This is a genomic window from Sutcliffiella sp. FSL R7-0096, assembly GCF_038595065.1.
Classification (GTDB): Bacteria; Bacillota; Bacilli; order Bacillales; family Bacillaceae_I; genus Sutcliffiella_A.
On the sequence record NZ_CP152003.1, the window covers coordinates 3,724,611 to 3,737,323 of the forward strand.

General features: G+C 41.6%; 13 protein-coding genes. All 13 read right to left on the minus strand.

Annotated elements, in window-relative coordinates; genetic code table 11:
• Positions 1-55 precede the first annotated feature (55 nt).
• Genes MKY77_RS19070 through MKY77_RS19130 form a run of 13 tightly spaced genes read right to left on the minus strand, consistent with a single transcriptional unit; the run spans position 56 to position 12,712 of the window.
• On the minus strand, positions 56-418 hold the full coding sequence (locus MKY77_RS19070; RefSeq protein WP_342515408.1) for a hypothetical protein: 363 nt from the start codon (positions 416-418) through the stop codon (positions 56-58).
• Positions 419-432: 14 nt separating this feature from the next.
• Positions 433-3,717 carry a phage tail spike protein gene (locus MKY77_RS19075; RefSeq protein WP_342515409.1) on the minus strand — a complete coding sequence of 1,095 codons (3,285 nt, stop codon included), beginning with the start codon at positions 3,715-3,717 and terminating at the stop codon, positions 433-435.
• A gap of 13 nt (positions 3,718-3,730) precedes the next feature.
• Complete coding sequence (locus MKY77_RS19080) at positions 3,731-5,164, minus strand: distal tail protein Dit (protein ID WP_342515410.1); 1,434 nt, start codon at positions 5,162-5,164, stop codon at positions 3,731-3,733.
• Entirely contained in the window at positions 5,157-8,534 is a 3,378-nt protein-coding gene (locus tag MKY77_RS19085) for a phage tail tape measure protein (protein WP_342515411.1), read from the minus strand. The genes MKY77_RS19080 and MKY77_RS19085 overlap by 8 nt, the downstream gene beginning before the upstream one ends.
• A gap of 35 nt (positions 8,535-8,569) precedes the next feature.
• A complete protein-coding gene (locus MKY77_RS19090; protein ID WP_342515412.1) occupies positions 8,570-8,758 on the minus strand; it encodes a hypothetical protein in 189 nt (62 codons plus the stop codon).
• Positions 8,755-9,117 carry a hypothetical protein gene (locus MKY77_RS19095; RefSeq protein ID WP_342515413.1) on the minus strand — a complete coding sequence of 121 codons (363 nt, stop codon included), beginning with the start codon at positions 9,115-9,117 and terminating at the stop codon, positions 8,755-8,757. The genes MKY77_RS19090 and MKY77_RS19095 overlap by 4 nt, the downstream gene beginning before the upstream one ends.
• A gap of 41 nt (positions 9,118-9,158) precedes the next feature.
• Positions 9,159-9,494: a hypothetical protein gene (locus MKY77_RS19100; protein ID WP_342515414.1), complete on the minus strand. Its 336-nt coding sequence runs from the start codon at positions 9,492-9,494 to the stop codon at positions 9,159-9,161.
• A 2-nt stretch (positions 9,495-9,496) separates the two neighbouring features.
• Positions 9,497-10,099 carry a major tail protein gene (locus MKY77_RS19105; RefSeq protein ID WP_342515415.1) on the minus strand — a complete coding sequence of 201 codons (603 nt, stop codon included), beginning with the start codon at positions 10,097-10,099 and terminating at the stop codon, positions 9,497-9,499.
• Positions 10,100-10,114: 15 nt separating this feature from the next.
• A complete protein-coding gene (locus MKY77_RS19110) occupies positions 10,115-10,498 on the minus strand; it encodes a DUF3168 domain-containing protein (RefSeq protein WP_342515416.1) in 384 nt (127 codons plus the stop codon).
• Positions 10,498-10,890 (minus strand): hypothetical protein, encoded by a 393-nt coding sequence (locus tag MKY77_RS19115; RefSeq protein ID WP_342515417.1) that lies wholly within the window; start codon positions 10,888-10,890, stop codon positions 10,498-10,500. Before MKY77_RS19115 ends, MKY77_RS19110 begins: the two co-directional genes overlap by 1 nt.
• A complete protein-coding gene (locus MKY77_RS19120; RefSeq protein WP_342515418.1) occupies positions 10,887-11,255 on the minus strand; it encodes a phage head-tail adapter protein in 369 nt (122 codons plus the stop codon). Before MKY77_RS19120 ends, MKY77_RS19115 begins: the two co-directional genes overlap by 4 nt.
• Positions 11,242-11,550 (minus strand): phage gp6-like head-tail connector protein, encoded by a 309-nt coding sequence (locus tag MKY77_RS19125; protein WP_342515419.1) that lies wholly within the window; start codon positions 11,548-11,550, stop codon positions 11,242-11,244. Before MKY77_RS19125 ends, MKY77_RS19120 begins: the two co-directional genes overlap by 14 nt.
• A gap of 13 nt (positions 11,551-11,563) precedes the next feature.
• Positions 11,564-12,712, minus strand: coding sequence for a phage major capsid protein (locus tag MKY77_RS19130; protein ID WP_342515420.1), 1,149 nt, complete (start codon positions 12,710-12,712; stop codon positions 11,564-11,566).
• Position 12,713: the final 1 nt, after the last annotated feature.

The following is a 12,713-nucleotide window of genomic DNA, read 5'->3' on the forward strand; positions in this document are numbered from 1 at the left end:
AATTTTAGTTAAATTAAAAACAGGCAAGGAGCACCTGCCTGTTTGATTACTTTATTTAGAATGGAATAGATATGAAATAGAATCTTGCTCCACTTTCCCCTGGGTAGTCGCTTGTTTCTACCTCATAGTTTAGGAAAACATATTTTTCGATGTCAGGAAGGTAGTAAACTAGTTCGTATCGCTTGAGTGTGGGTGTCACTCTCCTTAAGTATTCACCGACAAGTTCCGCCTCAATAATTGTGTGTTCCTCTCCGGTAGAGGGATGGCTGGTTGGATTCATCCCAAAAGCAGGGTTGTCATCGGCCAAACGATAACGTTTGCCATCAATCTCATTTACATACATGTATTCCTTATGCTCCGTTTCGAGAAACCTGAAAGAATACGTGACTTCTTTTTTCCAGTTCAGTATTGGTGCCATTATACCCTCCTTAATTAAATAGTGTGCTTCAGTGTACCATTGGTATAGAATTGGATACTGCCATTATTGATTCGGACATAGTTATTGTTATCTCTCATAATACGCAAGTCCCCGCCTGTCATATCTATTTGAGCATCTCCTATGCCTAGGAAGAACTTCACCGGATCACTTAACCCCCTTAATCTATTGATATTCAAATTTCCTTGCACATTGATGCCTCTGCCGACACCAGGAGTAAGGTTGATATCACGGCCTCCTGAAAGGACTATATCCCTTGAAGCATATAAAGTAGCGTCATGCGTATTGGCATTTATTCTACTAAACTGCAGACTAGACCAAGGTAATCCGTTTTCTTCTGAACGTAATTGAATCCCATTACTGTCTGTTACCATTGTTACTAAGGAATTACTAGAAAAAAGACCTTCACCATTGGAAAGGCGTGCAATTCGACTTGCATTTGTGGATTCCACTCTATCTCCAGATAGCGAAACGGATCCTTGACTTCCAATAGTAGAGATACTTACACCGGACAGACTTCCAGCTATAACTGTTCCGAGATTCGCACTTAACGCAGAAAGAGAGCTTACATTAATTTGTACAGCAGTGATTGTGTTAGTTCTAATCTTTCCGCCGTCAATCTCGGTGGTGTTTGGAAACTTCCATGCTTGAAACTCTTCTGTTATTTCAAAAGGGTTTGGCTCCCAAGAAGTATTTTTATTTCCTTCCTCTAACATAACGTTTTTAACTTCAATCCATTTACCGCCAACTGATGCGTCTGTTGAACCGATTAACAGATAACCCACTTGCGTAGACCAAGGTGAAGTTAAAGAAACAGAAACCCTTGTATAATTTGAAGTATCTAAATTTACACTTAAATTTGGGAAAGATACGTTTGAGCCATCCCCCCTCATAAGATAGGTGTAATTCAAATTCTCTGCATTTCCCCTCACATCAAAAGAAAGCGTGTAGGTTTTCCCTTGGGTAATCTCGGTCTTTCTATAAACAGTATTACTACTTAACTGTAAGCCGAAATTTGTACCGCCCCCACCATAATTTACTCTCGCGCTGTGTCCAATCTCTAAAGCAGTTCTTATTTGAGTAGCATTAGTGCCCCATGCGGCGGTTTGTTGTAACATGGAACCTTTAAATATATTGGTTCCTCCAACTTGTATTTTCGTGGGATCATATCCATTCGCAAAGGTCACATTTCCATCAATGTGAATTTTTGAGGAAAGGATCCTGGTACCTTCCGAGCTAAGGTTAATGGCTGCAACTACCCCGTTCTTCTCTACCCGTAGGGCAATCTCACTCGCATGCTGCGTGATAGTGGATTCTGCTGTTGAAACTCTTGACTTCAAAGAGTTCTGATCAATCAGGTACTCCTCAGTTCGGACTCGTTGCGTAATTTGATTAGCTTGTTGAGAGATGGATGATTCTGCATTATTCAACCTGGAAAGTAAGCTGTTTTGATCTGTATTATAGACGGACTGATTGACCTTACTCTCTATCAAGCTTGCATGTTGGGAGATAGTGGCCTCTGTGGTGGTGACTCTTCCTTCTACTGCGTTAAAATCAATTTGAGACACCTTAGATGTAATATCCGTCTCTGTCTGTAAAATACGACTCTCTGCACTCTCGAAGCGTTGAACTACACCGTTTTGGTCCGTGTTGTAGGAGATGACACTAACCCGGCTGTCTACGGCATTATCGACTTCCACCTTCGTGTAGGTTTCCTCTTTATTCGCCTTGGATATTAATTGTCCATTCACATATTCCAGACCAGCTTTTTCTCCCATTTCAGCGAGACTTGGCGTAATTTGTTTCCACCCGGAACCTGTCCATTTAAAATACACATCATCCGTGGTCCGAAGCCATAGTTGGTCTATAGCATAGTTTGTTCCAGAAGGTTCTGTTGCTTGGCGGATGATAGCAAGTTCTCTCTTTTGGACTTCCGTGTCGGTATGTTGAATGGCCTCTTGCTTTTTTTCTTCGGATACTATATCTGTGTACCACATTGCATCATCGAAGACACTTTTATCCTTGTTATCTACTGTCTCTTTATCGTAAGCTCCAACTTCTTCAGCAAAAGTAGGAGTCGCTTTCTCCCACTTTTGTGCATAGTGGTTCCAGGTGTAGATGACATCCAGCTGACCACTCGTATCTACCCATACCATTCCTTGACGTGGGTTAGGTGGAGGGGTATCTCTTCGGATAACCTTCTGACCGTATAAGACTAGTAATTGTTTAAAGGTCTTTTTGATATCTTCCTCAGAATACTCAATGAAATCACCGAGTTTGTAGGATCGTTTACTCTTATCTGAAATTGAACGGGATATTTCTATAATTCTAGCTTCCAAATATAGTGGGGGGACAAAGGATTCGTCTTTTATCCGGTTGATATCTCCCATCCGAACCTTTTCATGGGAAAGACCAAAATAATGTTCTAAAGCTGCTGCCGTGACTGTATATTCTACAACCGAATTAACCATTTTCCCTAGTTGAGTTTTTCCTAGTTCGGTTAATCGTTCAAGAGTGATATTCTCATTATCAGTTTCCGGCTCATACAAAGCCCAAAGGTGTTTTCCATCCCTTCCCCACCGTTGTAATGCTTCATCATCGAAAATATCAACAGTTAAACGGCTGCCATCTTCCTGTTCAGGTCCCAAGACAAGTAAGGCTGTTACTATATCGGTAGATTCCTTCCGTTCAATCCCGATTAAGTCTTTCCCCAACTCTGTTTCTTTATTGGTTATTTCTCCCCGTTTTTTCACCATATCCACATAGCGACCGGTGATTTTATGTCGGTTTGTCTCAACACGAAACCTTAACTCTAATCCAAAAAGACTGGCTAACTGTTTTAACACTTGAAAAGGATCTTTATAAGTATCAATGGTCACTTTTCTTATGCCAGCATGTTCGGTGATTCCACGTTTCCATCCTGTTCCTGCTAATGTCCAGTCCATAGAAGTGTTAACCGTTTGTCCTTCTAGTACAGTAGGGGGGATAGGCTTCTTTTGTTTTTTAATCTCGGTGTAGGATGCAACAGTGAAGATTTGTTTGGTACCATCACTAAATTGGTCCACCTCATAGATGATAAATTCCCTTAGATGACCTTCATCATCAGGAATTGCGACCAAGTTTCTTTTACTTGCGTGTATTGCTTCCGGAACATCTGCACGCATGGAGAAATCAAAGTCTTCTTTGTTTTTTATATCTTCGGTATGGATATCATCCCAAAAAGGGGATTCACCCACTTGATGTTCTAATGAACCAAGGATTTCATCCGTTTTGGGGTCCAAGAAATGTATTTGACTAATGGTAAACCCCCCTTACTTTTGCCTCAATGTCTACGGCATCTCCTGGAATGACCATTAAGGCAGTGTCTCCCCTTTTTATTGGGAAGTAGGAAGAACCGAAGTCTTTGAGTTTTATCTTATCCTCTCCATTTATCCGAATGGATTTTGCTTTATGATCTATTGAAATCTCGTCCCCAGGTTTTGCAATGAAAGGAATTTTGGAACCAGAAACATCATTCAATTTAAGTACCCGAATCTGCTGGATACGCATGGTTGCCGGGCTGTTTGTACCGCTCACCCCGGCATGAATTTGTATCCCAGCTAGATCTGCATTAACGCTTTCATCGATACGGGTTGCTTCCATCACACCGATATGGACCCCATCAATATTTGCAATGTAGGCTTCCCATTTCCCGTTCCTTCGGGACAACCTTAAAATTCCTGTGAAGTAATCCCACTGTTTTGGATTGGGAGGAGAACCAGCGATAATGAACGTGCCCCCAATATGTGGGCCTACCCTTGCTTCACCTTGCTGAAGGTAGTTATATCGATGGATGTCTTTAAATGCTAGCTTTGCGAACCTTGTCCCATTTGCATCTAAAAGATAGAGTTCTATTCTTCCAACGCCAGCATGATTCATGGAGAAAAACTTACATCGCATTTCCACTTGGAAGTCTTTAAGAGGCTGAGAGATTGATTTTTGTAAGGATGGACCATGCCAAGCTTCACCTGACCCGAAACTGTCTACTTGAAATCCTTCTGATCCGGTCATGAAACTTCCTGCCACGATTCCTCCATCCACCTGGGAAGCATTTGCCCAACCAACCAATGTGTTCATAGAGTCGGACAAAATTACATCAGTAGGACTAATCACGGTATCTTCTATTGTGGCCGGCATCCCGATTCTCATGTGGGCTTCATCGCTCAATATATCTAAATGAGTAATGTTCTTCTTCACAGTAAACTTAAAATTAGGATAAGATTTAACCGTTCCGGGGTTGTTCAAGACAACGATATTTGTTTCCTCTGTACCAGCTGCTTTGATGAAGGTTCTCTCATTCCCATATCCATAAGGATCCAAACACAAAAACTGAATGGTTCCTTTCCTCAAGTCTACAATTTTTTCAAAATCCTCTAGGGTGTTTTGCACAACGGCAAAGTATGTCCGGCCAGGTTCATCATCAAATTGAAGAGGAACTGCTTCTTCAGTTATCAGCCATAACGCTAATTCGTCTTTTATTTGGAGTGCGTGCATGTCATTTTGTACTTTGAACCCAATAGGTTGTTCAATCAATAAGACATCAGTGTCTGTTGACTGCAGATAAGCTCCAGGTCTATTAGGTAGACGTAACAGGTTTCTAATTAAAGGGGAAAAGGGGGGCTTTTTTCTCCCCTTTAACAAGTGAATCCAAGGCTTTTTGATGTTATTAAAAGATAATGAGTTACTCAAATTTACCCCTCTTCCCTTTGTTTCTTTCTTGAAATTCTGAAATGATAGGCTCAAGTAATCTACCAACTTCTCTTTCTTTTAAAATGATAGAATGTCCAGCTAATAGAGCCATTAACTGTTCTTTTTCAATACCGATAACTTGCTGGATTAACTCAATGAGAGCATCTAGTTTTTCTTCGAGTTTTGAAAATCCGGTATCATTTACTCCAGGGTTTGGAAGTTGGTTAGGTCGTTTGTTGTTTTGAATGTCTTTCCCGGCCAAAGCCAATAATTTCATTGCATCTGTTCTCTTATTGGGATCGGTAGGAATTATCCATTCTGGCCATCCGCCCTCGGCAATACGATAAAGTCCTTCAGAGTTGATTTTCCCACCAGTTCCAAATTCCTCCGGCGCTTTAACACCCTTCAACTTATTCGTTATGAATTGCAAGCTAGAACTTTTCATCTTGTTGAACATGCTCTTACCAAACCCATTAAACATACCTGGTAGACTTGGAGTAGAAACACCAAACATATCTAACGCCATACTAAATAACTTGGATGGGTTTGTAATGAGGGACCAAACATCAGATGCAACATTCTTTGTTTTATTCCATGCTGATTTTAACCACCCTGTACCTTCAGCATAAGCAGGGTATAGGCTGGAAAGCATGGACTCTGTTTCCTTGTTTGGTAAAACTGATGTCCCTTTAGGCAGGTTCAAGAACTGTGGTCCTTGCTCTCCTAACATTGCATATCCAACGCCAGGTATATGGGCAAGCTCACGACCTTCTTCCCCAACGACTGCAGGACCCCCAGGATGATTATCTATCCCTTTGGCATATTGTGGAACAGACCAAAGAGAAATCGCTCCAGAAGCACCCACTTTTCCAAGGATCCAGTTAACTCCGTTAATAACACCGTTAACACCTTTTCCAAGCATAGATGCCATATTATTGGCCACCGCACGGACACCATCAGTAACCTTTCCGGCCATGCTCTTAATTCCTTGGCCGATTTTTCCTGGAAGGGCTTTTGCTCCCGCGACTAAATCGTTAAATTTCTTTAAACCGTCATCTACGAAACTCTTGAAATTGATCTTGGCTAGGGCAACAAATGACTTTATTCCAGAAATGGCATTATCCCATCCGTTTTTAAGGCTCGAACCAAATGATTTTACAAATCCAACTACCCCTTTTGTAATTCGGCCAAAGAAAGAAAGCTGGATTAAGTTCCAAACAAAAGTAATCGCTCCCGAAAACATTTGTTTAATTCCTTCCCACATTTTCGAGAAGTCGCCTGTTAGCAAACCTGAGAAAAATTTCACCGCGCCCATGATGATGTTAAGCGCGCCTGTGATAACTCCTTGGATATTCCCCCAAACAGATTTGATCAAGGCTAGGATGAATGGCATGGCAAATTTTATGACTGGTAGAATGACATTTTCAAAAGTGGCTTTTATGAACTTGCCGATATTAGATAGCGCACCCATGATCGTGGCGCTGTTCTCTGCCCAAAATTGTTGGATTACCGCTAGTTGTTCCTGAAAGAAGGAAACAACAGCACCTATTGCTGGCTTTATTGCATTTAACGCATCTTGTCCAAGAGTAAATAATGCCGATAGTAACCTCTGAACCCCTTCACGGAAGGTTTCCGAGTTCTTATAAAGAGCAATAAATCCCGTTGTGAGGATTGTTAAAAGGCCTATGGTAATTCCTACAGGTCCTGTAAACGCCATAAATCCTATCCGTAGCCATTTTAGAAGACCACCAGCCTTTGCGATGCTCGCCATTACGGGTGCAAGTGTGGTGAGGATATTTCCTAGAAAAATAATGAACATTCCGCCAATGGTCAGAATAGGACCAATAGCTGCAAGTAATCCCCCGAAAACTACGATAGCCATTTTCACTTGTGGACTAAGATTGTTAAGCCAGGTAACGACTCCTTTTACTTTGTCAGCCATTACGGTGAGGGCAGGAAGCATTGCCTCGTAGATAGAAATAGCAAATCCCTCTAAGCCTGACTTTATCTCTCGTAGGGTCCCCCCTAGAGTTCCCTCCATGATATCTGCCATTCTTTGGGCAGATCCGTTGGAATTGTCGATAGCATGTGAAAGCTTTTCGTAATCTGCCTCGGAGGCGTTAACGATAGCGAGTGCTCCTGACATTGCTTCTTTTCCAAAGATTGTTGCAGCCGAGGAAGCCTGTTGTTGTTCTGTTAATCCTCCAAGGGATTCCCGAATGTTAAGCATTACCTCATCAAAGCTTTTCATTTCCCCTTCACTATCTGTTAGAGAAATTCCTAGCCTATCCATTTCTTTCTTCATTGCAGCAGTCGGTTTGGCAAGGTTGGTCATCATCGTTCTTAACGCTGTACCAGCTTTTTCGCCTTTAATACCCGAATTACTCATAATCCCTATAGCCTTTGCTGTATCTTCTACGCTGTATTTAAGCGCACCGGATACAGGAGCAACATATTCAAAGGCCTTTCCGAGACCCATAACATCTGTATTTGCACTAGAGGAGGCAGCAGCCAACACATCAGCAAACCTTGCTGAATCCTCTGCTTGCATCCCAAAGGCACTTAATGCATCGGTTACGATATCAGATACCGCTGCAAGATCCTCACCTGATGCTGCAGCTAAGGCCATAATCCCCTCAATACCGCCTAGCATTTGTTTGGTATCCCATCCGGCAAGTGCCATGTAATTGAGGGCATCTGCTGATTCGCTTGCACTAAACTTTGTTGTAGCACCCATTTCCTTTGCTTTTTCTCGGAGTTCTAACAGTTCATCGCCTGTTGCTCCAGAAACAGCTTGCACTTTAGCCATACTATCATCAAAATCAATACCAACTTTGGTGGCCATGGCTGCGAACCCAACAAGTGGCGCTGTCACATACATGGATAAGGATTTTCCGACTTCCTTCATGTTGGTCCCGAATCCAATCAATTTGTTCCCGGCTGAGTCCAGTGTTTCGCCAAATTTCGTCCAACCAGAAGAAGCTATGCGCTGTTCTTCTTTCATGTCCTTTAATTCCTGTGTTACACCTTCAACATACCGTTCCAGGTTGCGAAGTGCAGCTGATTGATTGTTGTATTCTGCAGCTGCCTTTTCTGCTTCAACGGACCCTTCCCCGTGTTCTTTTACCATTTTTTCGTAACTTTTCTGGGCTTTATCAGTGATAGCGCGTTGCACTTCAATCTTTTTGTTCAGACCAGCCAGTCTGGTTTCGTACTTGGCGATGGAACGATCCCCACGATCAAAGGCAGACATGTTGGATTTCATTTCACTGTTAACCAGTTTTAATTTAGAATTTAAACTTTTAAGGCCACTATCCACCTTGATAGAGTCCAGGTCTAATCCAATCGAAAGACCTTCAATTCTTTGCATCTTTTACCCTCCCTTCCATACCAATAAAAAAACCCTTAACCCCCAAATGCAGCGATTAAAGACTTTTCTTGTTTTGGTTTATTTTTCTCTCTCAAGAGTTCTACCATGAAATGAAAGGGCATGTTCAGAATTTCATTGATGTCTTTTCCATCCTTCATCATTTGCAAAATCAACTTGTCCATATATTCCTTTTGCTTGGAAGGAGAGAAGTCTTCATCACTCAATTCTTCTTCTCTAGGAACTTTTTTGTGGCATCAGTCTGCTGTCCATTGGCCACAAAAGCCAGCTGTTCTTGTAATTCCTGCATAGCGTTTGGAGCATGTAAACCATTGATTAAATCTTCTTTGGTGAACTGTTTGTTATAGACTTTCTCGGCAATGAAGTTCACCATTTTGTCCATTAATACTTTTTCTTTTCCTGGTTCCTCTTCTTTGGAACTCTCTTCGATTTCGTCTTTCAAGTCCATCGCTTCATATACCACACCAAAGGGGATGAAAACTGGTGTCAGATAGTTTTTCGTGACTACTTCCTCCCCGTTTACTCCTGTTACAAGTTCGATTCGGTTACGTTTTAAGTTTGCCATTTTGTTTTCCATCCTCTCAAAAAGATAAAAAGAACAAGCGCTTACGCCTGTTCTTTAATCAATGGTTTTCCGATTTTGTTGTTGCTGGAAAGTAACTCCTGGATTCTTTCTTCATCAGGATCACTTTCTGCTCTGCGAGGATAAATGTCCCCTGCGATATATACAGTGTTATTGTCCTGTAAATCCTTAAAATCACGAATGACTACATAGGTTATTGGATCTGGTTCCAGTTCTAATTCTTCTTTCAATGTTTCTTCTGTTTCATTTTTTTCAGCTTGTTTCTGCTCTAGTAATTGAGTTAACTGTTCTCTTGTTGCCTTTTTATCAAACTCAACGCCTAATTCCGTAAGCTTTTCTTTCAATTCAGGAGTTTTCATGCTTATGCCCCTTCCGGTAACGCACCTGGGAACGGCACTCCAAAGATTTTTGTAAACAATGCATCTCTATTGGTGTTTATACCTTTTTTATCTGCTGCAAAGATAACCGACTTTTCTGATTCAAATCCCGTCACTTTACGGTCCATAAACTGAGCGACAATTTCTTCAGCAGTAAATTCAGTTGTTCCACCGGCTTTTGACTTTCCTGAAACGTTAGGACGGGTAAAAATACCTTTAGGCAGCCCGACATATTCAACTGATCCATCTTCAAATGTTTTAACGAAGATAACAGCTACGTATGGAGGTTTGTCCGTTCCACCGATGGCTGTTAGTCCTTCTACGGTCTCCAACCCTAACAAACGTTGTTTGTCCTCAATGGGAATCTTGTGAAAAGTAGAGTTGACAGAAATATCCCCATTAGATACGGCCATTTCTGCTGTAGTGTTATCACCATAAGCTCGTACAACTTCTTGGGGCATTTCCACCGTGATTTCCTGCAAGAACTTTACTCGCTCAATTTGAGTGGCTGTAGTTCCATCACCAATAATCCCATAATAAAACCCGTCTACTCCTGTAGAGGCTCTATAATTCTTTTCTTCTGGCATATTTGTTCGCTCCTTTTATAATTGATCTAGGTCTTCCCGATAAACAGATCCCTGATATCTTCGGGCATCTCGAAAAACCTCGTTATCATATTCTGTCAAACCGCCTACTTGCCTTATTTTGAACGTATCCCAAATATGGTCGCGTACTTTTTCGGCTAGTAATCTAGTCGTGGTTCGGTTTGGACTCCATATTTCCACATGTACAAATACAGATAGTGTCAACCAAGTTCCATCTGCATAAGAACCTGGTTCTGAAGGTGCTATTTCTTCCAAAACCATATAAGGTTTATCGACATCACCAGACTCCGGATATTCATAATACTTAATCCTGGGGCCAACTTGTTCAGAGATATAGGGGTCCGCCTTTAATGCTTGGTAGAACATATCCAACGAATCCACTATAATCCCTCCTTAATTGCCTTTTTCAACGCTTCTCTATATGCCCGTTTTGAATTGTTCAAAGTTCTAGCAACAGCGCCTTTCCCCCGGGGACTCGGATTCCGGATGGTCCCCCATTCATTGAGGTGAATAATCCGGTACCTTCCTTTTGGTCCACTCCAATGGATTTTGATGGTTCGCACACCATTCACATGGACAATAGGCGAAATTGTTATCTCTTCTATGGATCCACCAGTGTCTCTAAAACTAGCAAATTCCTTTTTGAGTTCCTCCACAAACACCTCTGCAGCATCCATTAAAGCCTTATCGCTAATCCGTTGCATGGCTTCTTTCCCTAGACGGGCTTCCAGGTCTTTCAGCAACTTGTCCATTCCCCTGATTTTCACGCTCATGTAACCACTCTCGCCACAACTTTAATAAATTGCCTGTTTTGTAAATCTGGTTGCACATGTTTCACGTTATATCGTTTGTCCCTATAACCATCCGCATCGATGGCAATATAATGCTTGTTGGTTGGAATGAAGGTGGATTTCGGGTCTCGAATGGTAAGGGTAACATCTGAAAGGGTGCCGTTTGCTTTGGCCACCTCAATATCCTTCATCCAAACCGTATCTATCTTGGCCATCGCTTCATAAAGGACGGAATCCATGTGCTCACCTGGTTCTGGCCCTTCATTTGGTTTTGGTTGATAAAATGTAACAGGGGTTCTGAGATCCCCTGTATTAACTTTTGGAGGTTTATACTTAAAGGGTTGCATCAGGTTCAACCTCCATTTCTTCCAGTGCGATATCTAACCCCAGGCTATTAATCTCGCTTAGAAAGTTGTTTTCAAAATATTCCACAGCATCATTGTAGGCATACCGGGTCCTTTCAAATACCAATTCTTTAGCACGTATGTCAGTATCTTTCTTCCCGTAAATATCAAATTCCCCACAATAGCCTTTTATTCTTGTAATAGAAAAGGACAATAACTCTTTAAGGTTATCGTCCTCGTTATGGGAAATGTGCATTCGGTTTTTAAAATCTTGTAAAAGTTGTTCTGTGATTTCCAATCACTTCAACCCCTTATGCTCCAGCTGGTTGAGATAAATCCAAGTTCAAGTTATATACTTGTGCAGCATATTTATCTTTCGGCTTCCCGGTTGCATATTGTTTGGCAATATAGACCGTTGCATCCTCAAGTGCCATTGTTTCTTTGAACTCTCTAATAGGCTCCGTTCCACCTAGTGCTGCTGTATATTCTCCTCTTACAAAGAATAATACTTTCCCTTGAGGAACGAACACTGATTCTGTTGGATCTGGGTTGAATGGTAGATTTGTAACATATACACCACTAGCATTTTGAATAGTAGCGTTAGCTTTGATATCGAAAGTATCAAACGGATTCGTAACCATTACTACCTTTCCTTCAATTCTCTTTGGACGGTCTGAATCAGTTCCATCCGGCTTCAACTTCTTTGCCAACAGTTTTACAACATCACGTAATTCATTGATAACTACACGACCCGGTTCGAAAGTAAGAGTTCCAGCAGCTACCTTATCGGATACTGCACCCGTTTCAGGGTCTACACTCTTCAGTAGTCCAATTGGCTCCTCTTTGGCAGGTCCACCACCAGCAATGAATCCACGTTCTAATCCGACAGCCATCGCTTCTTTAATGATTGTACGAACATATCTTTCAATCCAGACTGGTCCGAGTTTCAACATGTCATTAGCCAATGGGATGAATGCAGTTAGTTTCAATTGGGTAATTTTTTCTTTTCTGAATGCAGCATTTAATTGCCCTTTAATTCCCCCGAACAAGTCTCCCCATACTGCAGCACCTTCAGGGTCAGAATAAATAAACTCAGTTACCGCCCCTAAATTTTGAAGCCCGATTTTATCAAGTAATGGATGATCATTAATCAAGTCCTCAAAAACACGCTCTTGAGTAGTCACAGGCAGTGTTTCTTTTTCCTTGAACCCACCGTCTTCTACAACCGCATTGAAGTATTTCATTTCTTCACTGGTAAGGACATTTTGACCGCGTGACTGTAAAACTGCGTTGTCGGCCATCTGTGTATTCACTTGAGACATAATATCACTTTGAACATCCGATGCAAGTGCGCCCAGCATCTCGTTTAATGCTTTAGACTGTTCTTCAGGAGTTCCGTCCTGTGTTGCTTGTGCAAAGGCTAATTTCTTCTCTTCAAAATTATTAAATCTAATTGCCATG

Coding starts and splice junctions, on each gene's coding strand:
- MKY77_RS19070 (WP_342515408.1), bottom strand. CDS start 418: ATGGCACCAATACTGAACTGGAAAAAAGAAGTCACGTATTCTTTCAGG.
- MKY77_RS19085 (WP_342515411.1), bottom strand. CDS start 8,534: ATGCAAAGAATTGAAGGTCTTTCGATTGGATTAGACCTGGACTCTATC.
- MKY77_RS19095 (WP_342515413.1), bottom strand. CDS start 9,117: ATGGCAAACTTAAAACGTAACCGAATCGAACTTGTAACAGGAGTAAAC.
- MKY77_RS19100 (WP_342515414.1), bottom strand. CDS start 9,494: ATGAAAACTCCTGAATTGAAAGAAAAGCTTACGGAATTAGGCGTTGAG.
- MKY77_RS19105 (WP_342515415.1), bottom strand. CDS start 10,099: ATGCCAGAAGAAAAGAATTATAGAGCCTCTACAGGAGTAGACGGGTTT.
- MKY77_RS19115 (WP_342515417.1), bottom strand. CDS start 10,890: ATGAGCGTGAAAATCAGGGGAATGGACAAGTTGCTGAAAGACCTGGAA.
- MKY77_RS19120 (WP_342515418.1), bottom strand. CDS start 11,255: ATGCAACCCTTTAAGTATAAACCTCCAAAAGTTAATACAGGGGATCTC.
- MKY77_RS19130 (WP_342515420.1), bottom strand. CDS start 12,712: ATGGCAATTAGATTTAATAATTTTGAAGAGAAGAAATTAGCCTTTGCA.